Genomic DNA, 26,173 nt, shown 5'->3' with positions numbered 1-26,173 from the left:
ACGCGCGCAGGCGGCTATTTAAAACGCTCGTCGACGACGGCGCCGTCGCGGGTCAGCGCGGTCGCCTTCACCAGTTCGTCTTCCCAATTGATGGCGAGCTGCTTGGTGTCCTTCGAGACGAGCGTTTCGACAAAGGCCAGCAGATTTTTGGCGTAGAGGCTCGACGCCGTCGACGCCATGCGGCCGGCGAGGTTGAGCGCCCCTAAGATCTTCACGCCATCGACGACCGCGGTTTCGCCCGGCTTGGTCAATTCGCAGTTGCCGCCGCGCTCGGCCGCAAGATCGACGATGACCGAACCGGGCCGCATGGAGCGCACCATCTCCGCCGAGATGAGCTTGGGCGCGGGTCGGCCGGGAATCAGCGCCGTGGTGATGACGATGTCCTGCTTGGCGATGTGCGAAGCGACGAGTTCGGCCTGCGCCTTTTGATATTCAGGCGACATCTCCTTGGCGTAGCCGCCCGCCGTCTGCGCCTGCTGGAATTCCTCGTTCTCGACGGCGAGGAATTTGGCGCCAAGCGATTCGACCTGCTCCTTCGTCGCCGGCCGCACGTCGGTGGCGGTGACGATCGCGCCCATGCGCCGCGCCGTGGCGATCGCCTGCAGACCGGCGACGCCGACGCCCATGATAAAAACTCTCGCCGCCGGAACGGTGCCGGCGGCGGTCATCATCATCGGAAACGAGCGGCCATATTCGGCCATCGCGTCAATGACGGCGCGATAGCCGGCGAGATTGGCCTGGGACGACAGCACGTCCATGGTTTGCGCCCGCGTGATGCGCGGCATGAGCTCCATGGCGAAGGCGATCGCGCCGCTCTTGGCGAGATCGGCAAGCGCAGCTCCCGCGCCAAATGGATCCATGATCGCGATCACCGCGAGATTGGATTTTGCGCCGGGAAGCTCCGCCGCCGAGGGACGGCGCACGCGCAGCGCGACGTCGGCTCCCGTCAGCGCCGCCGCCGCGTTATCGGCGATCGTCGCGCCGGCGGCGGCGTAGTCGCTGTCGGAGAAGCCAGCGGCGGCGCCCGCGCGGGCCTCGACCACGACGTCGGCGCCCAGCCCGATGAATTTCTTGACGGTCTCGGGCGTGGCCGCGACGCGCGGCTCGGATTTATCCGTTTCAGCCAATACGGCGATGCGCATAACGAACTCCGGTTGTGGAAAAACCGTCGCCGCCAGCGTCGCCGACAGCGGTAAGAAGCGGAGGCTCTGAACCTAGCGCGCGACGAAGAAATACAGCAGGAGCAGCAGGATCGCTGTGCTTGCCGCGCCGATCTTCAGCAGCAACAAGAACGTGTTGTAGGTCCTTACATGCTCGGCCCAGTCGCCGTTCGACTCCGCCGGCGTGCGCAAGCTCGCCATTTCGTTCCTCCCGATTCTTGCTGACGCGCGCGAGACCCCGCGTGCGGAGCTGATGCTAAACGAGCGGAAGCGATAGGGCAACGGCCTGAAGCTCCGGAAGGCTGCGGCGCCCCGACGCGCAGGGCAAGCGAACCCGAACGCGGCCCCTTCGGGAGCTCAGGCGCGCTTCTGCGCGCGCATGGAGGAACATTCGCGCCTCGGCGGCGTTCCAATGCACGCCTGCGGCCGGCGGGCTTCCCCCCACATCGCAAAACCGGAGCGGGACGATGGGTCTCTTTTCCAAAGACATCAAGACGATCGACGATCTGTTCGTGCACACGCTGCGCGACGTCTACTATGCTGAAAACCAGATCCTGAAAGCGCTGCCCGACATGGTCGAAAAGGCCTCCGATCCGCAGCTGAGGGAAGCCTTCGAGCAGCACCTCGGCGAGACGGAAAGGCAGGTGCGCCGGCTCGAGAAAGTGTTTGAGCTGCAGGGCGTGGCGCCCAAGGGCGTCAACTGCCCGGCGATCGACGGCATCCTCGAAGAGGCCGACGAAATCTCCGGCGAAACCGCCGACAATGAAGTGCTGGACGCCGCGCTGATCGCGAGCGCTCAGGCCGTCGAGCATTATGAAATCACGCGCTATGGCACGCTGATCGCCTGGGCGAAGGAACTTGGCCGCGAGGACTGCGCGCAGCTTCTGTCGGAGACGCTCGCCGAAGAAAAGAACGCCGATAAAAAACTCTCGTCGCTCGCCGAAGGGCGGATCAACCGCAAGGCCGCCTGAGGGGACTGACGCAGTCCACACGACGCGCCGCAAAAAAAAGCCCCGGACGTTGGTCCGGGGCTTTGTTTTGGTTGCGGAGCGCGCGGACTTTAGAAGTCCATGCCGCCCATGCCGCCGCCGCCCGGCATGGCCGGCGGGCCTTCCTTCTTCGGCGCTTCGGTGATCGTCGCCTCGGTGGTGATGATCAGACCGGCGATCGAAGCGGCGTCCTGCAGCGCGGTGCGCACGACCTTGGTCGGGTCGATGATGCCGAGCTTCATCAGATCGCCATACTCGCCCTTCTGCGCGTCGAAGCCGTAGCCATATTCGGTCGCTTCGAGCAGCTTGCCGACGACCACGGCGCCGTCGCCGCCGGCGTTGTCGACGATCTGGCGCGCCGGCGCTTGAATCGCCTTGCGGACGATATCGACGCCGGTCTGCTGGTCGGGATTGCCGACCTTGACGCCGTCGAGCGCCTTGATGGCGCGCAGCAGCGCCACGCCGCCGCCGGGCGACACGCCTTCCTCGACCGCCGCGCGGGTGGCGTTGAGGGCGTCATCAACGCGATCCTTCTTTTCCTTCACTTCGACCTCGGTCGCGCCGCCGACGCGGATCACCGCGACGCCGCCGGCGAGCTTCGCCAGACGTTCCTGCAGCTTTTCGCGGTCATAGTCCGAGGTGGTCTCCTCGATCTGTCCCTTGATCTGGGAGATGCGCGCCTCGATGTCCTTCTTCTCGCCGGCGCCGTCGATGATCGTCGTGTTCTCCTTCTCGATGCGCACGCGCTTGGCGCGGCCGAGCATGGCGAGCGTGACGTTCTCGAGCTTGATGCCGAGGTCCTCGGCGATCAACTCGCCGCCGGTGAGAATGGCGATGTCTTCGAGCATCGCCTTGCGGCGATCGCCGAACCCGGGCGCCTTGACGGCGGCGATCTTCAGGCCGCCGCGCAGCTTGTTGACGACGAGGGTCGCCAGCGCTTCGCCTTCGATGTCCTCGGCGACGATGAGCAGCGGCTTGCCGGTCTGCACCACCGCTTCGAGGATCGGCAGCAGCGGCTGCAGCGTCGACAGCTTCTTCTCGTGGATGAGGATGTAGGGATCGTCGAGCTCGGCGATCATCTTCTCGGCGTTGGTGATGAAATAGGGCGAGAGATAGCCGCGATCGAACTGCATGCCTTCGACGATGTCGGTCTCGGTCTCGAGGCTCTTCGCCTCCTCGACCGTGATCACGCCTTCATTGCCGACCTTCTGCATCGCCTTGGCGATTTCTTCGCCGATGAAGCTGTCGCCATTCGCCGAAATCGTGCCGACCTGCGCGATCTCGTCGTTGGAGGTGACTTTCTTCGAATGCAGCTTGAGATCGGCGACGATGGCTTCCACGGCGAGATCGACGCCGCGCTTCAGATCCATCGGGTTGAGTCCAGCGGCGACCGCCTTGGAGCCTTCGCGGGCGATCGAAGCGGCGAGAACCGTCGCCGTCGTCGTGCCGTCGCCAGCGATGTCGTTCTGTTTGGAGGCGACTTCGCGGACGAGCTGGGCGCCGAGATTTTCGAACCTGTCGGCAAGTTCGATTTCCTTGGCGACGGTGACGCCGTCCTTGCTAATGCGCGGCGCGCCGAAGGACTTTTCAATGACGACGTTGCGGCCCTTGGGACCGAGCGTCACCTTGACGGCGTTGTTGAGGATTTCGACGCCGCGCAGAATGCGGTCACGGGCGTCAGTGGAGAAACGGACGTCTTTTGCAGCCATTTACAATTCTCCTGGGGGTTGGAAGCGAACGGCGTCGAGTCAGTCGACGATGCCGAGGATGTCGCTTTCCTTCATGATGAGCAGGTCGTCGCCGTCGATCTTGACTTCGGTGCCGGACCATTTGCCGAAGAGCACGCGGTCGCCGGACTTGACGTCCAGCGGGTTCAGCTTGCCGTTTTCGTCGCGAGCGCCGGGGCCGACGGAAACCACCTTGCCCTCTTGCGGCTTCTCTTTCGCGGTGTCCGGAATGATGATGCCGCCTTTGGTTTTTTCCTCGCCTTCGAGTCGCTTGACCACGACGCGGTCGTGGAGGGGACGGAACGTCATTGTGAATCTTTCCTTTTCTGACCTGACGGGGTTCGACCCCGTCAAAAAGGGATATGCGAAGGCCCGCTGGCACTCGCGTCAGATGAGTGCCAGCAGGCGCCACACAGATATGGGCGAGGCCAATCGCTGTCAAGTTGGGGACAGGCGTAGAATTTTCGGTTCTGCTGCGGCGCAGCTACAGCGCAGCCTAAAGATTGATCTTAGCCATTAGATGAACGACGGGTCGGGCGCCGCGTCGAACCGTCCGTTTGCCCGGGCAATCGAATTCGGTGCAGAGAGCTATCGGATCAACGCCTTCGGCGGCTCCGTTCTGGATGGGTTTCCCGCGAATTTCGCCGCGTCAAGCGCCAGCGCGACCCATCTTATCCGCTCCGGCCTCAATTACCGGATCAACTGGCCCGAGCCGGCCGGACCGATGATCGTCGCCCAGTGATCGCCTGATCGACGCATGAGTGGGGAGCGGCTTCTTTTTCGCATTGATCCGGCTTAATGCTGCGATGGCGTCATGGAGATTACGCTTGTCTGACAGACTTTCCCCCCGCGCACTGGGCCTTGCCGCGGCGCTCGCCGCTCTGGCGTTCGATCAGGCGCATAAATTCTGGATGTTGCATATATTTGACGTCGCCGCTCGGCCGCCGATGAGCCTTGCGCCGTTCCTCGACATCGTTCTGTCCTGGAACTACGGCGTCTCCTATTCGCTGTTTCCCGCCCACGAAACCTTGACCCGCCTCGCGCTGTTGACGATGCAGGGCGCGATCATCGCTGGACTGGCGATCTGGATGGTGCGCACGGAAAGCCGCGCGACGGCCGTGGCGCTCGGGCTGATCATCGGCGGCGCGCTCGGCAACGCCGCCGACCGCATCACACGGGGGGCGGTCGCCGACTTCTTCTATCTGCACACCAGCCTGCCCGTCGGACCTCTCGCGAACTACGTGTTTAATCTCGCCGATGTCTTCATTACGGCGGGCGTGGCGCTGCTGGTCATTGAGGGGTTCTTCCTGCCGCAGGAGCGGCGCGCCGAGACCTGAACGCGCTCTGGTTGAGCTGAGGCCCGGTCTTCGCCACTAAATCGCCAATAAGTCGCGTCCATGTAGCCGCATACAACCGGAGCCGGAACGGAGTCCGACAGATGAAGCTTGCTCAGTCGCAGCGCTGCGCCCTCTACGCTCTCGCCGGGCTCGCGGCGGTCCAGGCCGCGCCAGCTCTGGCCGGCGATGACAAATCGACATGGTCGGCGATGATGGAGATGGTCGGCGCGTCTTCGGACGAGGGCGTCGGCAAAATCGATTATAGCGAACGGCCCAAGCTCGTTTTGCCGCCGAGCGCCGGCGACCTCCCGCCGCCGCGCGAGCGGGGCGCCCGGTCGGGCGATTGGCCAACCGAACTCTCCGCCGAGCGGCGCCGTAACGTCAACCGCTACGCCCGGGTGCCGAACGCGCCGCCGGAGACGCCGCGCCCGGGGGTGTTTGCGCGGGTGCTTTCCTTTGGATCAGGCGGTCCACCGCCCGCGCCCGCCATCGAGGAGCCGAGCCGCATCATGCTGACGGAGCCGCCGCCTGGCTACCGCCGGCCGACGCAGGACCTCAACAATCTCCGCGAGACCGAAGCCGCCAAGAAGAGCTCCTGGTGGAATCCATTGACCTGGGGACGCGGCGGCGCGCACAATTCCGCCGCCAACGCCTCGGGCGCCAACCCCGCCGCCCCGGACATGCGAGGCGGCGGGGCCAAAACAACCGGCTCCTACAGCTCCGCCGCCCCGGACACGCGAGGCGGCGATATGCTCTCCAACTTCAGGGCCGTGATGCCACAATTCCTGCGCGGTAGCTCGGACAACGACAAGAATTAAATTCCGGCCTATATAGGAGAGACACTCTCCGAGACGCGGCAGCCGCCGCGGGAAAGGCCGTTCATGTCATTTGAGACGAAGGCGTCAGCCGTTTCGCTTGCGCCTGGGGCAGCCGCGCCGGGGCCTGCGCGCGCGAGCATTACGAGCTTCACGCTCGACAACGGCATGGAAGTCGTCGTCATCCCCGACGCGCGAACGCCTGTCGTCACGCATATGGTCTGGTACAAAAACGGCGCCGCCGACGATCCGCTCGGCCAGTCCGGCATCGCGCATTTTCTTGAACATCTGATGTTCAAAGGCACGGCGGATCATCCGCAGGGCGAGTTCTCGAATCTTGTCGCGGAACTCGGCGGCCAGGAGAACGCCTTCACCAGCTACGATTACACGGCCTATTTCCAGCGCATCGGCAAGGAGCATCTCGCCACGCTGATGGCGTTCGAGGCCGATCGCATGCGCAATCTGGTTCTGACCGACGAGGTCGTCGATCCGGAACGCGACGTGGTGCTTGAGGAGCGCCGCATGCGCACCGACAGCGATCCCTCGGCGCAGCTCGACGAAGCCGTACAGGCGGCGCTCTTCGCCCATCATCCCTACGGCATCCCGATCATCGGCTGGAATCACGAGATCGAGGGGCTCGATCGGCAGCACGCGCTCGCCTATTATCAACGCTTCTATACGCCGGAAAACGCCATCCTGATCGTCGCCGGCGACGTCGAGGCTGACGAGGTCGAGCGTCTCGCCAAGGACACCTACGGCAAAGTTCCCGCGCAGGCCGCGCCGCCGCGGCGCGCCCGCGCCCAGGAGCCGCCGCACCGCGCCCATCGTCTGGTGACGCTGCGCGATGAGAAGGTCGAGCAGCCGGCGCATGAGCAGGTCTATCTCGTGCCGTCCTACAGCACGGCGCAGCCCGGCGAAGCCGAGGCGCTGGAGACGCTCGCTTATATGCTCGGCGGCGGACCAACGAGCGCGCTCTATGACGCGCTGGTCGTCGAGGAGCAGGTCGCGGTCGGCGCCGGCGCGTATTACATGGGCTCCGCCGTCGACGACACGCGGCTTTGGGTCTATGCGACGCCCGCGCCGGACGTTTCGCTCCAGGACCTCGACGTCGCGATCGATCGCGTGCTGCGACGCTTCGCAGAAGAGCCGATCGACGCGGAGCATTTGCAGCGCGCCAAGACCCGGCTGATCGCCGACGCCGTCTACGCGCAGGATAGCCAGGTCTCGCTTGCCCGCTGGTATGGCGAGGCGCTGGCCACCGGCCTCACCATCGACGACGTCGTCGCCTGGCCCGAGCGCATGGAGAAGGTGACGGCCGAGGACGTGCAAAACGCCGCGCGCAAATGGCTCGACAAGCGCAGGGCCGTTACGGGCTTTCTGCTTCCGGCCTGAGACGGAGATCGCGTCAGGTTGTCGGCGTAAAGCCGACGCCTGACTCGACCGCCCAAGACCTACCGCCGACCTCCGTTAGGAACTGAAATGACCGCTCACGCGCCCATCGTCACCATCGCCTCCCGCGCCGAACATGTGCAGCGGATCACGACGCCGGCCGGCCTTGAGGCCTGGCTCGTGGAGAGCCACGCCGTGCCGCTCGTCGCGCTCGAATTCGCGATCCGCGGCGGCGCGTCGCAGGACCCTTGCGAAAAGCCCGGACTGGCGACGCTGCTCGCGTCGACGCTCGACGAAGGCGCCGGCCCCTATGACGCGCGCGGCTTCCATCGCGCCATCGACGATCTCGCGATCCACGTCGGCTTCGGCGCCGATCGCGACGCGATCTCGGGCCATCTGCAGACGCTCTCGCGCAATGTCGACAAGGCCTTCGGCCTCTTAAAACTTGCGCTCAACGACGCGCGGCTCGAGGCCGGCGACGTTGCGCGCGTGCGCAGCCAGCTCGCCGCGGAATTGAAGCGCGAAGCCAATGACCCGGACTCGATGGCGTCGAAAGCCTTCCGCGAAGCGGCCTTCCCGAACCATCCCTATGGGCGCCCGGTGCGCGGCGATCTCGCGTCGATCGATACGCTCTCGCGCGAAGACCTCATCGCTCTGCGCGAGCGGCTCTTCGCGAGACGCGATCTCAAGATCGGCGTCGTTGGCGCGATCGACGCGACGCGGCTCTCGGAACTCCTCGACGCGACGTTCGGCGGGCTGGCGCTGCAAAATGATCTCGCGCCCGTCCCGGAGATCGCAGTCGCCAATGTCGGCATGCGCCAGATCGTCGAACTTGACGTGCCGCAATCGACGATCCGCTTCGGGCGCCCGTCGATCACCAAGCACGATCCCGACTATTACGCCGTCGTCGTCGCCAATCACATTCTGGGCGGCGGCACTTTCACGTCGCGGCTGTTCCGCGAGGTGCGCGAGAAGCGCGGCATGGCCTATTCGGTCTATTCGCATCTCAATGAATATGACCATTGCCCGATGCTGATCGGCGCCGCCGCGACCAAGAACGAACGCGCCGGCGAAGCGATCGGCGTCATCCAGGAAGAGTTCAGAAATTTCGTCGCCGAGGGTCCGACCGAGGATGAATTGGACAAGGCGAAGAAATTCCTCACCGGCTCCTATGCGCTGCGCTTCGACACCTCGACGAAGATCGCGAGCCAGCTCGTCAATCTGCAGCTCGATGGTTTCGAGCCGAGTTTCCTTGACGAGCGCAATGGCAAGATCATTGCGGTGACAATGGAGGATTGTCAGCGCGGCGCGAAGCGGCTGCTCGGCGACGGCGATCTGCTGGTGACGGTGGCGGGGAAGCCGGCGGGGGTGTAGCGGCCGGCCACGCCGCCGCTGGTCGGCATTTTGCTAAGAGACTGTCATGGATAACCCTCTCCTTATGGCCTGGAGCGGCCCGTTCCGCCTGCCGCCTTTCAACACGATCCAGCCCGCGCATTTCCGCGAGGCGTTTGAAACGGCCTTCGCCGAGCACAAGGCGGAAATCGACGGCATCGCCAACGACCCGTCGCCGCCGACCTTCGACAATGTCATCGGCGCGCTGGAGCGGGCGGGGCGACTTCTCACCGACGTCGGGGCGGTCTTCTGGAATCTCGCCGCCACCGACACGACGCCCGAGTTGCAGGAAATCGAGCGCGATATGGCGGGCGCGTTTTCGCGTCACTCCAGCGACATCTCCATGAATCCCGCGCTGTTTCGCCGGATCGAGGCGCTTTACGAGACGCGCGGGGCGATTGATTTGACGCCGGAGCAGCGGCGCGTTCTCGAGCTGACCTATAAGAACTTCGTGCGCGCCGGCGCGAAGCTGAACGACGCCGACAAGGCGCGTCTCAAGACGATCCTCGAGCGGCTGGCGGGCCTCTCGACGCAGTTTTCGCAGAATGTGCTGGCCGATGAATCATCATGGCTGCTGCTGCTCGACGAAAGCGATCTCGACGGCCTCTCGCCGGACTTTCGCGCCGGCGCCGCGCGCATCGCGGCGGAGCGTGGATCGCCCGGCAAATATGGCGTGACGCTGTCGCGCTCCAGCGCTGAAGTCTTTCTGCAAAGCTCGACGCGGCGCGATCTGCGTGAGACGGTGTTTCGCGCCTGGGCGAGCCGCGGCGAGAATGCGGGCGCGACCGACAACCGCCCGCTCATCCGCGAAATCCTGCACTTGCGCGAAGAGCGCGCGAAGCTGCTCGGCTTCGACAGTTTCGCCGCCTTCAAACTCGACGACTCCATGGCGAAGACGCCGGCCGCCGTGCGCGAATTGATCGGTCGCGTCTGGGCGCCGGCGCTGACGCGCGCCGCCGAGGAGCGCGCGCAGATCCAGGCGATGGTCGAAGAAGAGGGCGCGAATTTCACCGTCGCGGCGCATGACAGGCGCTATTACGCCGAGCGCGTGCGCGCGAAGCGCTACGATCTCGATCAGGCCGCGCTGCGTCCCTATTTCCAGCTCGACAACATGATCGCCGCGGCGTTCGACGTCGCGCAAAAACTCTTCGGCCTCCGCTTCGTCGCGCAGAAGGGGCTGCCGCTTTACCATCCGGATGTGCGCGCCTTTGATGTGCTGGACAGCGACGGCAAGCATGTCGCGCTGTTCCTTGCCGATTATTTTTCGCGGCCGTCGAAGCGCGGCGGCGCTTGGATGTCGGACTTCCGCGCGCAGCACAAGCTCTTTGGGGAAACCCGGCCGATCATCGTCAATGTGATGAATTTCACCAAAGGCGCCGATGGCGCGCCGACGCTGCTCAGCCTCGACGACGCCCGCACGCTGTTCCACGAGTTCGGCCATGGCTTGCATGGCATGTTGTCGGACGTGACCTATCCTTCGGTCGCGGGCACCAATGTCGCGCGCGATTTCGTCGAACTGCCTTCGCAGCTTTACGAGCACTGGCTGCTGGAGCCGGCGGTGCTGAAGAAATTCGCGCTTCATGCCGAGACGGGCGCGCCCATTCCCGACGATCTCGTCGCGCGCATCACCGCCGCGCGCCATTTCAATCAGGGCTTCGCGACGGTCGAGTTCTGCGCCTCGGCCCATGTCGATCTCGACATTCACGCGCAAAGCGTCGCGCCGGATTTCGACGCCGGCGCCTTCGAGACGGACAGCCTCGCGCGGATTTCCATGCCGCCGGAAATCATCATGCGGCACCGCCTGCCGCATTTCTCGCATATCTTCTCCGGCGACGGTTATTCGGCGGGCTATTACAGCTATCTCTGGGCCGAAGTGCTCGACGCCGACGCTTTCGAGGCCTTCAAGGAGACGGGCGACCCCTTCGCGCCCGAGGTCGCGCAGCGCCTGCGCGATCATATCTACGCGGCCGGCGGCAAGCAGGACGCGGCGGACGCCTATGTGGCCTTCCGCGGACGCATGCCGACGGTGGAGCCGCTGCTACGGCAGCGAGGATTTGCAGAGCCGGCGGGGTAGACGAGCCGTCGAGAGAATTGTTTTCCTCACCCTCATCCTGAGGAGCCGCCGCAGGCGGCGTCTCGAAGGGCGAGGGTGAGGAAAAATACGCGAAAACGGGCTTCCCGTCCTTCGAGACGCGTGCTGCGCACGCTCCTCAGGATGAGGAAGCCCTTCTCCAATCCCACGGCAGCGACCGCCCTTTTCGGACCTTAGAGACAATAGAGGACCGACAGTTACTTAACGGCTCCTATGCGCTGCGCTTCGACACCTAGACGAAGATCGCGAGCCGGCTCGCCAATCTGCAGCTCGATGGATTCGCGCCGAGCTTCCCCGAGGAGCACAACGGCCGCATCGCCGCGGTGACGATGGAGGATTGTCAGCGCGGCGCGAAGCGGCTCTTGGCGCCGGCGATCTGCTGGTGACCGTTGGTGGGCAAGCCGGCGGCCGTCTGATGGGGTGCGCAGTTGGGATGGCTTGCGCTCGCCATAGCGCCGCGCGATTTCTATCGCCAGCCTCGCCTCGTCTCTTTTTCCTCAAGCATTCTATCATCGCGGATGAGCACAAGCGTTAAGACCTCATCCTCTGCCGTTCGAAAGCTCTGCTCGAACACGTCGTAGCGTGAGGCCTCCCAGTGGTCGAACCACGCTGACGCGCCTATCCGGCGAGGAAAAGCATCATCTGACTTCCCGCCGTGAAGGATGCCAAATGCAAAACCATCGGGGTCTAGATTATCGCGCGGGAACCAGCGGCTCGGAACGCTCGGAGAGCGAACAAACCATTTTCTGCCGCGGAACCCGTGGCAAATGAGGAGGGCTGCAGCGTGGTCGGCTTCGACCAATCGAATAGCCGTGCTTGTCTGGCTAGCCTCAAATAAATCTGCAATCGCTTTCACACTGGCAAAATCCAGCTTTGGATGCTGTCGGGCGATAGGTTTGAAGAGATAATTAGGCAGAAGGAGATCGGCGGCGTAATCGTCCGCCACTCGCTCGGGAGACATCGCCTCGCGGCCCCCGACTTCAGTCGCTCGACAAACCAGGCACCGTCCACGATGATGACGCCAATGACCAAGCTCATGGGCAATCGAAAATCGGTTACGACGGTATGAGCTTCGCGAGTTTACCGTAATAATGGCTTGATCGCCGTGGCCGATAATCCGGGCCTCGCACCCGTCGAGCGATTGGTACCGGACGTGCGCGCCGACGTGATACGCAATCGCCTCAAGGTCGATCTCGTTGGGCTCGGTTATCCCTAGCTCTTGGAGGAGACGCTCGGCTAGGGAAAGATGAGCCACGGTTATGCGTCCTTGCCTTCGTCAATTGGCGGCAGAACTCCGAGCTCACGCAAATTATCAAGCATTGTAAGGACATCAGCGTCCGAAAGCTCGGCCTCCTTCCGAGCAGCCAACGTCAATGGCTTACCCTTAGAGGAAGCATCAAGGACGCCACGAAGCAAGCGGCGTGCTTCCTCTATGTCGACAGGCCGGGACGACGCTTGTTCACGCGCGCGACGGTCGGCACCAACGCCAGCACGTGCTGCAGCAAGACGCTGCTTATTCATGGCAATGACGCTCGTTTCGAAGAGGGTGCGAATGGCGGCGGCGTTCTGGGCCGCGTCGATATTCCTTTCCCTTAGCTCCGTGAGAATGTCCTCATCCGAAGCATTGAGGATATCTTCGACCAAGAGGTCTGATAGCCGGTCGAGGGCGCTACGCTCCTTTCTCTTGTCTCCGGTCATGACCTCCACCCCTTTGGGAACTTTTTAACGATCCTCCTGCGGATCAGTCTCAACTTACTGTCATAGCCAACTGCATCGAGTCCTGTGAGTTCTCGAAGTTCGTCGGCATTCATTCCAGCCATTCGCCCTTCAATGATGTCACGCGTCTGCGGATCATCATCAAACAAGGCGAGGATTTCTTTGCGGCGTTCGGCTGCGTGTTGTTCCCGCGCAAGCCAATCCTCCGGGCCGATACCAGGGTCTAGCGGATCGACGGCGCCGTCTTGCGGGTCGCCGTGACAAGCTAGGGGGACCAATGAAGGGCGGCCCTTCACCTTCTCATATTCTCCATTCGCGATGCTGCTCATAACCCCAGCGAGGAAACGAACGACGGCGATATGAGTTGGGCAGCGGCGATCATCGGCGAGCGCCCGAACGAACGCTTCCTGTAGCAAGTCGTCGGCCGGCATGGCGTAGGCGTAATGGTCGGCAACGGCACGCAAGCGCGCTGATTGAGCAGGCGTCAAGGAACGGATCGCGTCCGCGATCTCGTCTCGAGTCCGAACGACGGGATTCTCACTCGCGTTCAATTCAGCCCGTTCCCCTTCGAGGACCTATGCGGAAGGAATAGCGCACGCGGACAATTTTGCCGCACATGTCCGCGGCGACGCTTTCGTCCGCATAGGTAGGTATGGACGCCGCCGGAATTCGCCGGAACGTCGAGGAGAAAAGCAGTGATCTACGCAATCAACTATGACCTTAGGCAGCCAGGTCAGAAATATGATGAGCTGTTCAATGCTATCAAGGGGCTCGGCGCTTGGTGGCACTACCTCGGCTCGACTTGGCTGGTGGATACCTCCCTGAACGTCACGTAAGTCTGGGATAGAATCAGCCCCCACACCGACAAGAACGATCGGTTTTTGATCGTTGGCATTACGCGGGACTATTCCGGATGGCTCCCGGAAGATGCGTGGGAATGGATCAAGAGCCGCTCGTCAAAGATGGCGGTATAAAGCCAACTCATTGAAAAAATAGAAGTGGCGACGACTTCGCCGCCGCCTCACTTCTGCTGGGGCAGCAGCGCCAGCAAATCCGCCATTTTGGGCGCCGCGCTCGGATTCATCATGCCCACGACATGATAGCCGGCGTCGACATGCAGCACTTCGCCGGAGACGCCGCGCGCCATCGGCGACAAGAGATAGACCGCCGTCTCGCCGACTTCCTCGATCGTGACGACGCGGCGCAGCGGCGAATTATATTCGTTCCAGCGCAAAATGTAGCGGAAGTCGCCGATGCCGGACGCCGCCATGGTCTTGATCGGCCCGGCCGAAATCGCGTTGACGCGAATGTTTTTGACGCCGAGATCGGCGGCGAGATAGCGCACCGACGCCTCCAAAGCCGCCTTCGCTACGCCCATCACATTATAATGCGGCATCCATTTCTCGGCGCCGTAATAGGTCAGCGTCAACAGCGAGCCGCCGTCCGTCATCAGCTTCTCGGCGCGCTGCGCGATCGCCGTGAAGGAGTAGCAGGAGATGTTCAGCGACATCTGGAAGTTTTCCAGCGTCGTCTCGACATAGCGCCCGTCGAGCTGGTCCTTGTCGGAATAGGCGAGGCAGTGCACGACGAAATCGAGTCGGCCCCAAAGCTTTTCGATCTCGGCGAAGACGGCGTCCATCGTCTCCGGCTCGGAGACGTCGCAGCGCCCGACGACGGTTGCGCCGATGTCCGCCGCCAGCGGACGCACGCGCTTTTCCAGCGCCTCGATCTGATAGGTGAGCGCGAGTTCGGCGCCCGCGTCGGCGCAGGCCTTGGCGATGCCCCAGGCGATCGAGCGATTATTGGCGACGCCCAGGATGAGCCCCTTCTTGCCCTTGAGCAGTCCGGCGAAAAGGGCGGCAGGCGCAGCTTGCTGTGTCATGCGTGTCTATGTCCTGGGCGAGAAAAGCGCTCGGCGGCTCGCGCCGTTTAGCCTGCTTTGGGCGCAAAGGAAACCCTCGCGCCACAGGCGGCGGCGGATGTGAAATCGCACGCGGCCAGCACGGCCAAGCATAGCCAATCGCGCGGCGATGCCCTATCATTCGATAGGAAACGTCATTGGCTTCGCAGACTGGCGAGAAGACCGAGCGGAGCGGGCCGCATGGGCAGAAGAGCCGACATCATAGCGGGTCTGGGCGGAGCGACTCCGGCCCTGAGACGCTATGCGCGCGCGCTTTGCGCCGGCGCGGGCCCGGCCATCGCCGACGATCTCGTGCAAAGCGCGTTGCAATCGGTCGGCGCGCGGATCCGGGCGCGCGAGCTGCGCCCCGCCGATCTCGCCGAAGCGCGAATCGAAGCCTATGCGGCGCTTGTCGGGCTCGCTCAGAAAAAGCTCGCCAATGCCCCAGGTCCGGCGTCGCGCCACCCGCCGGTCGTGCATGGGCTTGCAAGTCTTTGTTTCGACGAGCGCGCCATGCTGTTGCTCGTCTCGCTCGAGGGCTTCGGCTATGACGCCTCGGCGCGCATCGTCGGCGCCACTCGAGAAACGGCGCTGGCGCGGCTGATGCGCGCGCGGGCAGCGCTCGGCGCCGAAGGCTTGCGGCCCGTCGCGCCCTTGGAGGGCGGCCGCCGCGCCGCCTCGCATCTGCGGGTCGTGAAGTAAGGATGACGCCCTCGGCGCTGATCGAAGAAGCCGATCTGCACGCCCTCGTGGATGGCGAACTCGACCCCGAGCAGCGGCGCAAGGTCGAAGACCATCTCCTGCAGCATCCCGAGGACGCCGCGCTCGTTGAAGGCTGGCGGCGCCAGAACGCGGCGCTGCGCGCCGCTTTCGAGCCGGTGGCGCTCGAGCCGCCGCCGCTGTCGCTGCGGGAGGCGGCGGCGCGCCCGCCGGCACCGCCCGCCGGTCAGGGGCCGATCGAAACCGGCGCCATCCATTGGGGGCGACCCGGCGCGGCGCCGCGTCCGACGCGCAAGCTCGACGAAATCCGCGCCAGCCGGCGGCGCCAGGCGCTCGCTTCGACGCTGCTGACGCTCATCGCCGGCGCGGCCGTCGCCGCGGCGGCGCTGCTGTTTCTGGCAAACCGTCCCCCGGCGCAGAGCCCGACGACGCGCGCGATCGCCGCCACCAGCTATGCCGCGCGGGCGGGCTTGACCTACGCGACCTATATTTTGGATGCGCGGCCCGTGGAGGTCGAGGCCAGCCGGCGCGGCGAACTGCTCGCGTGGCTTCAGGAGCGCGTGGGATTTTCACGCGCGCCGGATTTGAGCGGCGTTGGCTTGCGGCTGCTTGGCGGACGCGTCGCGCCCGGCGTCGCGGCGCCGGCGGCGTTTCTCGTCTATGAGCGCGACGACGGTGGGCGAGTTGGTCTTTATTTCGAGCGGGCGGAGGCCCTCGCCGCGCCGGCGGGCCAGCGTGGCCAAGGCGTTTCAGCCATAGAATGGCGGGCTGGCGGCTTCGCCTTCGTGCTCGTTGGCGCCTTGGCGCCCGACGCGATGCAGGCCGCGGCGGAGGCGGCCGCCGCCGCGGTCGCGGCGACGCCTGCCGAGGCTAAATAACCGAGGACCTCACGACATTTTGGCGCGCGGATCATAGGGATGCGCGTCGCGCCACTCCCGCATCCGCGCGTCGAGATCGCTCGACGCCGTTTCCGGCAGCATGATCTTCAGCGAGACATAGAGGTCGCCGGCTATTTTGCCGTCGCTCGCCGGAAGCCCTTTGCCGCGCAGCCGCAGCACGCGCCCGCTGTTGGAGTGCGGCGGAATGGTCAGCTCCACCTTGCCGTCCAGAGTCAGGGTCGGAACCCGTCCGCCGAGCGCGGCTTCATAAACCGTCACCGGCAACTCCAGCCGCAAGTCGCGGCCATCCAGCTTGAAGTAAGGATGCGGCGCGACCTTCACGGTGATCAGCGCGTCGCCGGGCTCGCCGCCCATGGAGCCGGGCTGGCCCTGGCCGCGCAGCCGAATCTGCTTGCCGTCTTCGATTCCCGCCGGAATTTTGACTTCCAGCGTGCGGCCGCTGGGCAGGATGACGCGGGCCGCGCCGCCGTGCGCGACCGTTTCCAGCGGCACGGTGGCGGTGGCGACGACGTCGTCGCCCCGGGTCGGCTGGGGTCCTGCCCGACGGCGCCCGCCGCCGCCGCCGAAGAGATCCGCGAAGAGGTCGGAAGGGTCAAAGCCCGCGCGCCCGCCGCCGGGCGCCTCGCCGAAGTGATACTCGAAATGCTGATCGCCGCCGGGCGCGCCGCCGCCCGGGCGCCAACTGCGCGTAAAGCCGCCGGGGCCACCGCCTCCGCCTTCGAAGCCGGTGAAGCGGGGTTTCCCGTCCGGACCGATTTCGCCCTTATCGAATTGCGCCTTCTTCGTCTCGTCGCCGACGATTTCATAGGCGGAGTTGATTTCCGAAAATCGCTCCTTGGCTTTCAGGTCATCCTTGTTGCGGTCAGGGTGGAATTTCTTGGCGAGCTGGCGATACGCCTTCTTGATTTCGGCGTGACTCGCCGATTTGGGCACGCCGAGAACGTCGTAAGGATCGCGCATAATTTTCCAATCAGCCCATGTGAGCGCCCGCCCTTAGCGGCGCGGGCGCGTATGTCCGCCCTATTATTTGGGAGAAGCGCGTTCGCAACGCAAGCGGCGAAGGTCGCGTCGCGCTGAAGCCTAGCGCGCCCGGGACGCGAAAAAGGCGGCGAAGCGCTCGCGCGCTTCGGGCGACGTCAGCGCCTTGGCGAAAAGCGCCGCTTCCGCGTCGATGCGCGACAATATGTCGTTCGGTTCGCCGCGCATCAGCCGCCGCGCCGCGAAAAGCGCCTGGCTGGGCTTTGCCGCGAGACGCCGCGCGGCGTCCATTGCAAGATCGAGCACGCCTTCCGATGGCGCCAGCGCGTTAACCAGGCCCAGACGCAGCGCCTCGGCGCCGTCGAAGCTCTCGCCAAGCAGCAGATATTGGGACGCCTTCGCCATACCGAAGCGCTGCGGAACCAGCAGGCTTGCGCCCCCTTCAGGCGGCAGGGCGAGGTCGATGAACGGCATTGTGAACCGCGCCTCCGAACTGGCGTAGACGAGGTCGCAGTGGAAGAGCAGGGTGGTCCCCACGCCGACGGCGTCCCCGGTCACGGCGGCGACGAGCGGCTTCTCGAACGCCGCCGCCGCGCGAACGAAGGTCAGCGCCGGAAAAATCTCTGCGCCAGGAGCAATATCTCGGCCAGGAGCAAAATCGCGAAAGTCGGCGAGATCATTGCCCGCGGTGAAATTGCCGCCCGCGCCGGCGAAGACGACGGCATGCACCGTCTCGTCCCGGTCCGCCTCATCGAGCGCGGCGATCAATGCGCGATACATCTCGCGATCAAGGGCATTCTTCTTTTCGGGGCGGTTCATCAGCAGGCGCAGCACCCCGCGATCCCTCGAAACGATGATCTTTTCCGACATAAGGATCTCCGGATCGGCTCGCTGCGGCGAGTTTCGCCAAAGTTTTGAGGGAATTTCCTGAGATAGATTTAATGCGGGCGCCAGGGCCGTGGATCATCGGCGACTTGCAGCAGCGCCGCAAGCGCGTAGATTTCAGCGAGTTGAGATCGTCAACGGCTGGGGCGCCGTTTCCCGACCCCGTAGCAGCAGGGGCAGCCCGCGTCTCGCCGATCCCGACAGCGCGCTTGAGACGATCGAAGGCGTCGAAAATCTCTGGCGCGAAGATGGCGACGCCGGACAGGACGGGGCTATCGCGCCGTGGTCGCGGCGCTTCTCTCCAACGGCTCCGCTTTGGCCTCGATGACGCGCGTCAGAAGAATCTTTCTTTCCTCGAGCGAAGCTGGCAGGCGATGCGGCGCTGGGCCTTATCTTGGAGGCGCCGCGTGGCGCGATCTATTTCAACGTCACGCAATTTCTTGTTGATGGAAGCTGGTATATGCGCTGGCTCACAGCGCGGCCGGATATAAAGCCTGTCTACTTCGTCCATGACCTCATTCCATTCGAGGCGCCGGAATTCTTTCGCGCGAGAGAAGCGATGCTGCATTCCAGACGCATGAACAAAATCCGCCGCTATGGCGCAGGCGCTGTCGTCGGATCGCAGGCCGTCGCGCGGCGCTTGCGCGCCTCGGCAGAGGAGACACCGCCGACTCCAATGCTTTTTTTGCAACGATTGACGACTTCATCGCGCGAATTATAAAGCGCGTTTCGACGCGGAACAGAATTGACCCGCCGGCGCGGCGCGCGCATTATTTCTTCACTCCAAATGAGTCGCCCAGCGCGAGAACGACTCGGGAAGTAAGGGGTTTCATTTGACTCTCTGCGATCAGCCGCAAGGGATCCCACGCAAGGCGCCAAGTGAAGACGACCTAGTCGCGCTCGCGCAATTTCGCTCCGCCTTGCGAAGGTTCTTGGCATTCAGCGAACAGGTCGCCGCAGACCATGGCGTGACCCTGCAATGGTATCAGGCGCTTCTAGTGGTGCGCACCTATCGCGGCGCAAAGCACATCAGCGTCGGCGAACTCGCCGAGCAGCTGATGATCCGCGACCACAGCGCGGCGGAGCTGGTGTCGCGCCTGGCGCAGGCGAAGCTTGTCAGGCGGAAGACCGACCCGACCGACCGTCGTCGGTCGCTCGTCGTCATCACGCGGGCGGGCGAACGGCGGCTGTCGGAGCTCGCCGCCGTGCATTTGAAGAAGCTTCGCGACGCGCGAGGCGTTTTTACGAACTTCTTTCGCACGGCCGCCGAGTCTCAATAGCCCGTCATTTCGAGATAGCCTTCGCCGCTGTGCGAACCCTTGAACCGAATCGGACCTTCCCAATAGGCGAAATCGGTTCCCATCCAGCTTCTCGGGTTTAGAGGCTGGGTGATGACGTCGACGGCGCGGCTTTTGATCTTCACGCGCCAGCGGGTCGGCACGTCACGATCAGCGATGCGCGTCATCTCCAACGGCTCGAGCACGATGTCTTCCCGCGCGAGCATCGATGTCGCGCCGTCGGCGTCGATCCAATTTCCAAAGAGAAACGACGGCGCCTCGACGCTGCGCATGCGATACAGCATCAGCTTGGCGCCGGCCTCAAGATGCAGCGAAAACCAGTCCCAGCCTTTTTGGTCGGGGCCCAGCGGCTGACTCGACCATTCGCGATCCATCCAGGCGCGGCCGGAGACCTGGATTTTGCGTCCGTTCATCGACAATGAGCCTTCCGCCGTGAAGAACGGCTGGCTGTAGTAATAGGACGCCTGTCCAGCCTCGGATTTGCGGCTGTAGCCGCCCTCGCCTTGCAATACGACCGGCCCCGACGCTGTCAGGTCGAGCGCATAGGCGAAATTTCTGTCCCCCGCAGAAACGCGCAGACGCTCGATTCCGGCGTCCGCGGAATCGTTGCGGGCTTCGAGAGCCCAGTCGTCGACAAAGGCGCGAAAGGGCGCCGCCTCGACGCCTGCCTGTCCAATGCCGCCGCGCGCGAATTTTTGCGCGAAGCGATGTTCGCTGGCGCTCGTCGCCGCAGCATGGCCCATCCAGACATTGCGGTCGTCCCAGCCGGCCCGCGCCGCGTTCGGCTCCATTGCAAAGCGAAAGAGCGTCCATTGGACGCCGTACGAGGCGCCGTCCGCGCCCGTTAGATTTGCGGTGACGTACCACCATTCGGTGCGAAAATCGGGATGCGCGCCGTGGTCTCTTGGAAACGCGAGCTGCGTTCCGGGCCGGGGAATCGCGAAGCCGGGCGCCGTCGCGCCAAATCCGCCAAAGCCTTGCGCCAGCGCGCCGCTCGACGATAGCGCGAGAAGAAGCGCGGATCGCCTCGAAATTGCCGAGCGTCGTTCGGGAGAACCGTTCGGGGACCTAGCGTTCATTGGAGAAGACTTTAAGCAGTTCCGTCGGCGAAACGCGCGCGAGCCTGGCGAAGGGAATAAGCGCCGCAAAGAACGCGGCGCCGAGCGCGATGCAGGAAACCACAAGCCATTGCGCCGGAAACATATGGAATGGGAGTCGCCATCCGAAAGCGGCGACATTGACGATCGCGACGAGGCACCAGGTCATGAACAGCCCAAGAGGGATAGCGAAAGCCGCGGCGCCGGCGGCAAACGCCATGACCCGCGCCATTTCCAGCGCCGCAAGCTTTCGCCGCGTCGCGCCCAACGCCCAGACTGGCGCGATGCGGGCGCGCCGCATGTCGCTGAGCGTCAGCAGACTGGCGAAAAGCGCGACGCCGGACACGATCAGCGTGAGCGTGTTCAACGCCGTCGTGATCGCGAATGTGCGCTCGAAGATGTCCGTCGACAGCATTTTGACTTCGGCCTGATCGACGATGCGCGCGATCTTTCCGCCAAAGCGCTGCTGCATGATTTCGATGACGCGCGCCGTGGCGGCCGGATCGACGCGCAGGCTGTAATGCACGCCGGAGGCGTCATCAAAATAGCGCTTCAGCTCTTCGTGATCGATGCGCAGCTGGCCCTTCGGATTGCCGTAATCCGGAAAGACGCCGACGATGCGCGCGCGCCAGTCTTGCCCTGACGTCGGAATGTCGAGCGTCGCGCCGAGGGCGAGACCAAGCCGGCGCGCCAATTGCTCGCTGACGAGAACGGCGTCCTGCGCGTGCAGCGCCGTCCATACGTCCGTCGGGGCGTCGATCAAGGGAAAATGCGCCGTATAGGTTTCGTGAGGCGTCATGCCGACGACGTCGACGGGCCATCCGCCGATGCGCGTCTTCGCGCGCCAGATAGGAAGGATCGCGGCGATGTCGGGCTGCGTGCGCGCCCACGCCTCGATGTCGCCTGCATCGGCGGGCGTCGCCGCCTCGAAATAGATCTCGGCGACGAGGCGCGCATCGAGCCAACGCACGAACGTCTGGCGAAAGCCCTCGACCATGCCGCCAACGCCAATGTTGGTCGCAAGCGCAATCAGCAGCGCCATCAGCGCAAGCGAAAGACCGGAAATTTCCTGGCGCCCATCGGCGAAGAACCAGCGGGCGAGCGGGCGGCGCGCGAAATGCTCGCCGAGCGCCAGGGCTCCGGCGAGGCCGACCGGCAGAATGAGAGCGGCGGCAAGAAGCGCCAAGCCGATGATCGCGAAGCCGGACGCAAGACCTTCGCCAAAGCCGTATGCGCCGGCCGCCGCGACAAGGGCAAGCGCCGCGAGCGCCGCCTGCCGTCGCAAATAGCGGTGATGCGCGCCGCGCCAGGCCATTGGACGCGCGAATGACAGCGCCGGCAGCCGCAGTGCTTTCGTCAGGCCGCTCGCCGCCGCCAGAGCCGCGCCGCCTCCGGCCATGGCGAGGCCGGACAGCCACCAGCGCGCATCGAGCGCAAGGCGATCGGAGATTTGTGCGCCGTAGAGGCTCTCAAGACTTTTTGCGACATCCGGCAGAAGCGCCTGCGCGATCGCGTGACCGCCGAGGACGCCCGCGCCTCCCGCGATGAGCGTCAGGACGGCGATTTCGCAGGCCATCGCCGCGACGAGATGAGGGGGGCCGACTCCGAGCGCGCGTAAAGTGCGCAGGGTCGGCAGTCGCTGTTCGAACGCGAGGCCGTAGGCGGCATGTACGATGAACAGTCCGACCAGGAACGCAAGAAAGCCGAAGGCGGTGAGATTGAGGTGAAAACTGTCGGTCAGGCGGGCCAGATCGCTATCATCGTCCGGCGCGACGAGCCGCAAAGCATCGCTGGCGGTTCGCTTAAGTCGCGCCTCGTCGAACGTCTCCTCGTCGGCGATGACGAGACGCGAGAGCTTTCCGGGTCGATCGAGCAGGCGCTGCGCGACGCCGATGTCGACGATGATTGCGCCGGGCGGCGCTTCGGGGAGCGCCGCAAGCGGCGGGAGCTGCTGACCGCGTTCGGTTTGCGGCTGGGCGCCCTCGGCGAGATCGAGCCGGCGCAAGGTCTGCGTCGCCGCGAAGCTACGGCCTGCGCCGGAAAAGAAATCTTCGATCACATCCGTTCGCGTCCGCCTGTCGGCGATCGGCGAGCGGCGCGGCAGCGACAGCGGTTCGACGCCGATGATCCGAATATTCTTTTCGCCAATTCGGACTACGCCTTCCAGCACCGGCGAGACTTCGACGCCGGCGCGCCGCAGTCTCACGAAATGCTCCTGGTCAAACAGGCCCCCGCGAGAGGCGACGAGCGTTCTCGCGCCGCCGCCCGAAATCGCGTTCGCCGCGGCGTCGTAGCTGTTGCGCGCTTGAGCGTTCAACGCCTGCACGCCGCTCCACAGCGCCGTGGCGATGGCGAGGCCGAGCACGAGCGTCGCGAGGTTCGCCGGCCGTCGGCGCCAGTGGCTGATCAGCGCGGCGAGCGTCCAGAGCGTCTCTCTCATTGAGTCGCCAGAAGGCCTGATTCGAGCCGCACGCGGCGTTGCAGCCGCGCCGCCAGTCGTTCGCTGTGCGTCGCCATCAGAAAGGCGCAGCCGGTCGCGGCGACGAGGTCGAGCGCGAGCGCCATGACGGCGTCGCCGGTCGCTTCGTCGAGATTGCCGGTCGGTTCGTCAGCGAGCAGAAGCCTGGGGCGCACGGCGAGGGCGCGGCCGATGGCGACGCGCTGCTGCTGTCCGCCGGACAGCTCCTCAGGATAGCGGGCGGCGAGCGTCGCAAGGCCAAGACGCGCAGTGAGCTCTTCCTGCCACGCCGGATCGTAGCGCCCGGCGAGTCGCGCCTGGAAGCCCATGTTTTCGCCGACGGTCAGGCTCGGGATCAGATTGAACTGCTGAAAGACGACGCCGATCCTTTCGCGCCGAACGGCGGCCCGCGCATTTTCCGACAGCCGCGTCAGCGCGACGCCATCGAGAACGATTTCGCCAAAATCGGCGTCGTCGAGCGCGCCGACCAGATGCAGGAGCGTGCTCTTGCCGCTGCCGGATTCGCCGGTCAGCGCCAGACTGGCGCCTGCGGCGAGCATGAAGTCCACGCCGCGCAGCACGGGAATGCGGCCCTGCGGCGTCGGATAGGATTTCTTAAGCCGCTCGACGCGCAGCATTGGCGCGCTTGTCCGTGTAGCGGCGAGATTTTCCGGCGTCGCGTGAATCGACAAGCAGTGCGCCCTGATCGGACCGGCGAAGGCGGCCGGCGCGCCAGCCCTATATATGGCCCGCCGCGCCGATCGCCCAAACGTCGCCGAGCTAGAACGCGAGGCGCAAGCCTCCGTAGATCACGCGCCCCGTGCCCGGATAGAAGACCCGCGGATCGAGACCGCGGGCGTCGACGATCGTGGTCACGTCGCTGATGTAGTGGCGATTGGTCAGATTGCGCGCCTCGACAAAGAACGAAAGACCATAGGGCAGCTTCATGCCCGCCTGGACGCCCAGCAAGACATAGCCCGGCGCCTGCAGCGTATTGGCGTAGTCGACGTAAGCGCCCGCCGGAACCCAATCCATCTGCGGCGCGAGATAGAGGCCGTCGGGCCGCCAATAGGACAGTGTGGTGCGCAAGACGTGGCGCGGAATGCCGGCCAGCGTCTTGTCGCCGAAGTCGCGATCGCCGACGAAGCGGAAATCGTTCCAGGTCCAAACCTGCGACAGCTTCAACGCGTCGCCCGCATCCGGCGCGAAAATATCGCGCAAGAGTTCGGCGCTCGCAGCGAATTCGACGCCCTGGTGCATGGTGCGTTTGGCGTTGAAGGTCGTCGCCGGAATGCCGAGGCCGGGATTGGCAGTGAATTTCAAGAGTTCGTCCTGCAGTTCCGAATGGTAGAAGGTGACATCCCAGGTGTAGCGGTCCCATCTGCCGCGCGCCCCCAGTTCTCCCGTCCAGGCCTTCTGCGCCGCGAGCGGCGTGAAGGTCGTGCCGTCGCGCGGCGGCGGAAACACGCCTTGCGTCAGGTCGATGAAGTCCGGCACGTCGCGGCTTCCGGTCATGTCGGCGAAGAATTGAATGTCCGGCGTCGGCTCGAACATCAGGCCGACCTTGGGCACGATGCCGCGGTAGACTTGGTCCGACACGCCGGGAACGGGCTCGAAGGGAATGCCGCCGAGAACTGCATAGCGGCGCGTATCGGCGAAAAGCTTGGCGCCGAACATGAAGATGAGCTGCGGCGCGATGTGCAGGCGATTCTCGAAATAGGCTTCGAGATTGAGCGCCGTCGCGCGGTTGTTACGAAGACGCGGATCCAAGCCCGGATTGATGAACAGGCCGCAGAAGCCGAAGCACGAACTCGCCGCGCCAAATTGCGCGAGTCCGTTAAACGAATAGGGCGGAAAGGAGAACTGCGCATTGGCGAAATTCGCGGGGATCCCGCCATAGGGATTGAGCTGCATGCCATTGTAATTGTCGGACCAATTGTCGCTCGACGATCCGCCCCAGACGCGGCCGCCGAGGATGAGTTCATTGGGGTGGCCGTCGACGAGGAAATTCGAAGTAAGTCGCGGCGTGAATCCCCAGGTCCCGCCTTCCTGTTCGATGACCACGAAAATCGGATGATAGAGATAATTATGCGTGTACCAGCTGTTGAGGTCGATGCGGCCGATTTCGCTCAGGATCGTGGTCTTGTTCGAAATGCGCCAGTTCTTGACGTTGCGCGCCTGATTGGCGCCAAAGCCGTCGGGTCCGAACCCTGGCGGAAACGGCGGCAGCGACAGTCGCGGATCGTTGCGCGCGTCGGACTGATTGAGTTGTCCCGGTAGCAATTGCCAGGTGTCATAGACGCCGAAATAGAACCGCGTTTCGAGATCGTTGGAGAAGCGATAGCCGAGATTGCCGTTGAGCTGCGTGTAGTCCGTGGTCGAATGTTTTCTGTAGTTGTCGGCATGGGTGAACGTGCCGTTGATGAGGAAATCGAAATTGCCGATGATGCGCGACATCTGCGCTTGCCCGCGCACGGTTCCATAACTGCCGCCTTCAAGCGACAGCATGTTCGGCGCGAGCGCCGTATAGGCGGTGGGCGAGATGAAATTGATCGCGCCGCCGAGCGTCGAGGAGCCATAGGCGAGGGCGTTGCCGCCTTTCATAACTTCGATCGCGCGGAAATATTTGGGATCGATCTGATACATGTCGCCGCTGCCGTCAGCGTAATTCATCGGAATGCCGTCCTGCAGCAGCTCCAATCCGCGCAGATGGAAGTCGCGCGTTAGATTTGAGCCGCGGATCGAAAGACGCAGTTCCTGTCCATAGCGGCTTTCGACATAGACGCCCGGAACGTCCTTGAGCGCGTCGCGCAGGTCGTGAACGTAGCGGGTTTGAATCTCGGGTGTATTGGCATCGACGAAGGCGACCGACCCGACGGTGCGCTCGAGTTCGCGGCGTTGCTGGGCGACCGACGGCACTGTGAGCGAGCCGCCGCCGCCGCCGGTTTGCGTCCATGTGGCGGGGACTGGCGCCGTCGCCGTAGACGGGGCGCGACCGCCGCCGCGTCCGACGACGCGCGGCTTGGCGCCGCCAATGTCGATGGTCGGCAGACTCTGCTGCGCCAGTGCGATCGAGTCCGCGAAAGAAAGAACGAGAGCGACGGCGCAGGCGCCGCGCAGCAAGCCGGTCCGGAACATGGAAATCTCCTGAGCGGCGTCTCGCCGCGCGATCGTTAGGGGAAGACTGTCGCGATCAGGAGAAGCGGGGCGGCGCGCGCGGGGCGGCGCGTGAATGTGCGCGGACGTTTTTTGTGGGCGGCGCCTGAAGGGCGCAGAACGCGCGGCTTGCGGCGCGCGGAGGCGCATAGGCGATGGCGCCTG

General features: G+C 64.5%; 26 protein-coding genes. 11 read left to right on the top strand and 15 right to left on the bottom strand.

Annotated elements, in window-relative coordinates; genetic code table 11:
* Positions 1-14: 14 nt before the first annotated feature.
* Together ACR65W_RS19470 and ACR65W_RS19465 are read right to left on the bottom strand one after the other, a co-directional pair.
* Positions 15-1,142, bottom strand: a complete 1,128-nt coding sequence (locus ACR65W_RS19470) for a Re/Si-specific NAD(P)(+) transhydrogenase subunit alpha (protein ID WP_434499195.1) — start codon at positions 1,140-1,142, stop codon at positions 15-17.
* Between the two features lie 72 nt (positions 1,143-1,214).
* A complete protein-coding gene (locus tag ACR65W_RS19465; protein ID WP_123176927.1) occupies positions 1,215-1,361 on the bottom strand; it encodes an aa3-type cytochrome c oxidase subunit IV in 147 nt (48 codons plus the stop codon).
* Between the two features lie 266 nt (positions 1,362-1,627).
* Between ACR65W_RS19465 and ACR65W_RS19460 the strand changes: the two genes are divergently transcribed.
* On the top strand, positions 1,628-2,131 hold the full coding sequence (locus ACR65W_RS19460; RefSeq protein ID WP_434499194.1) for a ferritin-like domain-containing protein: 504 nt from the start codon (positions 1,628-1,630) through the stop codon (positions 2,129-2,131).
* 89 nt (positions 2,132-2,220) lie between these two features.
* Here the strand turns inward: ACR65W_RS19460 and groL are convergent, their stop codons facing one another.
* Together groL and groES are read right to left on the bottom strand one after the other, a co-directional pair.
* The gene (groL, locus tag ACR65W_RS19455) at positions 2,221-3,858 is read right to left on the bottom strand and encodes a chaperonin GroEL (RefSeq protein WP_434499193.1); all 1,638 of its coding nucleotides are present in this window, start codon (positions 3,856-3,858) and stop codon (positions 2,221-2,223) included.
* Between the two features lie 39 nt (positions 3,859-3,897).
* Positions 3,898-4,185: a co-chaperone GroES gene (gene groES / locus ACR65W_RS19450; protein ID WP_148043098.1), complete on the bottom strand. Its 288-nt coding sequence runs from the start codon at positions 4,183-4,185 to the stop codon at positions 3,898-3,900.
* Between the two features lie 211 nt (positions 4,186-4,396).
* Between groES and ACR65W_RS19445 the strand changes: the two genes are divergently transcribed.
* The 6 genes from ACR65W_RS19445 (at position 4,397) to ACR65W_RS19420 (ending at position 10,883) form a co-directional block, all read left to right on the top strand.
* Complete coding sequence (locus ACR65W_RS19445; protein WP_434499192.1) at positions 4,397-4,618, top strand: hypothetical protein; 222 nt, start codon at positions 4,397-4,399, stop codon at positions 4,616-4,618.
* Between the two features lie 85 nt (positions 4,619-4,703).
* Positions 4,704-5,213 carry a signal peptidase II gene (lspA, locus tag ACR65W_RS19440; RefSeq protein ID WP_434499191.1) on the top strand — a complete coding sequence of 170 codons (510 nt, stop codon included), beginning with the start codon at positions 4,704-4,706 and terminating at the stop codon, positions 5,211-5,213.
* Positions 5,214-5,314: 101 nt separating this feature from the next.
* Complete coding sequence (locus ACR65W_RS19435) at positions 5,315-6,031, top strand: hypothetical protein (RefSeq protein WP_434499190.1); 717 nt, start codon at positions 5,315-5,317, stop codon at positions 6,029-6,031.
* 63 nt (positions 6,032-6,094) lie between these two features.
* Complete coding sequence (locus ACR65W_RS19430) at positions 6,095-7,420, top strand: M16 family metallopeptidase (RefSeq protein WP_434499189.1); 1,326 nt, start codon at positions 6,095-6,097, stop codon at positions 7,418-7,420.
* A gap of 87 nt (positions 7,421-7,507) precedes the next feature.
* Entirely contained in the window at positions 7,508-8,791 is a 1,284-nt protein-coding gene (locus tag ACR65W_RS19425; protein ID WP_434499188.1) for a M16 family metallopeptidase, read from the top strand.
* Positions 8,792-8,837: 46 nt separating this feature from the next.
* Entirely contained in the window at positions 8,838-10,883 is a 2,046-nt protein-coding gene (locus ACR65W_RS19420; RefSeq protein WP_434499187.1) for a M3 family metallopeptidase, read from the top strand.
* Positions 10,884-11,367: 484 nt separating this feature from the next.
* Here the strand turns inward: ACR65W_RS19420 and ACR65W_RS19415 are convergent, their stop codons facing one another.
* Genes ACR65W_RS19415 through ACR65W_RS19405 form a run of 3 tightly spaced genes read right to left on the bottom strand, consistent with a single transcriptional unit; the run spans position 11,368 to position 13,048 of the window.
* Positions 11,368-12,156: an ImmA/IrrE family metallo-endopeptidase gene (locus tag ACR65W_RS19415; RefSeq protein WP_434499186.1), complete on the bottom strand. Its 789-nt coding sequence runs from the start codon at positions 12,154-12,156 to the stop codon at positions 11,368-11,370.
* Between the two features lie 2 nt (positions 12,157-12,158).
* A complete protein-coding gene (locus ACR65W_RS19410) occupies positions 12,159-12,599 on the bottom strand; it encodes a hypothetical protein (protein WP_434499185.1) in 441 nt (146 codons plus the stop codon).
* The gene (locus ACR65W_RS19405) at positions 12,596-13,048 is read right to left on the bottom strand and encodes an RNA polymerase subunit sigma-24 (RefSeq protein WP_434499184.1); all 453 of its coding nucleotides are present in this window, start codon (positions 13,046-13,048) and stop codon (positions 12,596-12,598) included. The genes ACR65W_RS19410 and ACR65W_RS19405 overlap by 4 nt, the downstream gene beginning before the upstream one ends.
* 264 nt (positions 13,049-13,312) lie before the next feature.
* On the opposite strand from ACR65W_RS19405, the gene ACR65W_RS19400 reads away from it, so the two are divergent.
* Positions 13,313-13,453 carry a hypothetical protein gene (locus tag ACR65W_RS19400; RefSeq protein WP_434499183.1) on the top strand — a complete coding sequence of 47 codons (141 nt, stop codon included), beginning with the start codon at positions 13,313-13,315 and terminating at the stop codon, positions 13,451-13,453.
* Positions 13,454-13,638: 185 nt separating this feature from the next.
* Here ACR65W_RS19400 and fabI read toward each other — a convergent pair whose 3' ends face one another.
* Positions 13,639-14,499, bottom strand: a complete 861-nt coding sequence (gene fabI, locus ACR65W_RS19395; protein ID WP_434494248.1) for an enoyl-ACP reductase FabI — start codon at positions 14,497-14,499, stop codon at positions 13,639-13,641.
* A gap of 219 nt (positions 14,500-14,718) precedes the next feature.
* On the opposite strand from fabI, the gene ACR65W_RS19390 reads away from it, so the two are divergent.
* Both ACR65W_RS19390 and ACR65W_RS19385 read left to right on the top strand, forming a co-directional pair.
* Positions 14,719-15,219 (top strand): RNA polymerase subunit sigma-70, encoded by a 501-nt coding sequence (locus ACR65W_RS19390; RefSeq protein WP_434499182.1) that lies wholly within the window; start codon positions 14,719-14,721, stop codon positions 15,217-15,219.
* A 2-nt stretch (positions 15,220-15,221) separates the two neighbouring features.
* The gene (locus tag ACR65W_RS19385; RefSeq protein WP_434499181.1) at positions 15,222-16,115 is read left to right on the top strand and encodes an anti-sigma factor family protein; all 894 of its coding nucleotides are present in this window, start codon (positions 15,222-15,224) and stop codon (positions 16,113-16,115) included.
* 9 nt (positions 16,116-16,124) lie between these two features.
* Here ACR65W_RS19385 and ACR65W_RS19380 read toward each other — a convergent pair whose 3' ends face one another.
* From ACR65W_RS19380 to ACR65W_RS19370, 3 genes are all read right to left on the bottom strand, one after another.
* Complete coding sequence (locus ACR65W_RS19380) at positions 16,125-17,096, bottom strand: DnaJ C-terminal domain-containing protein (protein ID WP_434499180.1); 972 nt, start codon at positions 17,094-17,096, stop codon at positions 16,125-16,127.
* Positions 17,097-17,216: 120 nt separating this feature from the next.
* Complete coding sequence (locus ACR65W_RS19375; RefSeq protein ID WP_434499179.1) at positions 17,217-17,984, bottom strand: enoyl-CoA hydratase-related protein; 768 nt, start codon at positions 17,982-17,984, stop codon at positions 17,217-17,219.
* A 349-nt stretch (positions 17,985-18,333) separates the two neighbouring features.
* On the bottom strand, positions 18,334-18,510 hold the full coding sequence (locus ACR65W_RS19370) for a hypothetical protein (protein WP_434503026.1): 177 nt from the start codon (positions 18,508-18,510) through the stop codon (positions 18,334-18,336).
* Between the two features lie 421 nt (positions 18,511-18,931).
* Between ACR65W_RS19370 and ACR65W_RS19365 the strand changes: the two genes are divergently transcribed.
* Positions 18,932-19,279, top strand: a complete 348-nt coding sequence (locus ACR65W_RS19365) for a MarR family winged helix-turn-helix transcriptional regulator (protein ID WP_434499178.1) — start codon at positions 18,932-18,934, stop codon at positions 19,277-19,279.
* Here ACR65W_RS19365 and ACR65W_RS19360 read toward each other — a convergent pair.
* The 4 genes from ACR65W_RS19360 to ACR65W_RS19345 form a co-directional block, all read right to left on the bottom strand.
* Positions 19,273-20,376 carry a lipocalin-like domain-containing protein gene (locus tag ACR65W_RS19360; RefSeq protein WP_434499177.1) on the bottom strand — a complete coding sequence of 368 codons (1,104 nt, stop codon included), beginning with the start codon at positions 20,374-20,376 and terminating at the stop codon, positions 19,273-19,275. The genes ACR65W_RS19365 and ACR65W_RS19360 overlap by 7 nt on opposite strands.
* A complete protein-coding gene (locus tag ACR65W_RS19355; RefSeq protein ID WP_434499176.1) occupies positions 20,366-22,834 on the bottom strand; it encodes an FtsX-like permease family protein in 2,469 nt (822 codons plus the stop codon). The genes ACR65W_RS19360 and ACR65W_RS19355 overlap by 11 nt, the downstream gene beginning before the upstream one ends.
* A complete protein-coding gene (locus ACR65W_RS19350; protein ID WP_434499175.1) occupies positions 22,831-23,544 on the bottom strand; it encodes an ABC transporter ATP-binding protein in 714 nt (237 codons plus the stop codon). Before ACR65W_RS19350 ends, ACR65W_RS19355 begins: the two co-directional genes overlap by 4 nt.
* A gap of 88 nt (positions 23,545-23,632) precedes the next feature.
* Positions 23,633-25,990, bottom strand: a complete 2,358-nt coding sequence (locus ACR65W_RS19345) for a TonB-dependent receptor family protein (RefSeq protein WP_434499174.1) — start codon at positions 25,988-25,990, stop codon at positions 23,633-23,635.
* Positions 25,991-26,173: the final 183 nt, after the last annotated feature.

This window comes from Methylocystis sp., from assembly GCF_051062815.1.
Lineage (GTDB): Bacteria > Pseudomonadota > Alphaproteobacteria > Rhizobiales > Beijerinckiaceae > Methylocystis.
Note: the sequence above shows the minus strand (reverse complement) of the source record. Positions and strands in the feature narration are given on the sequence as shown.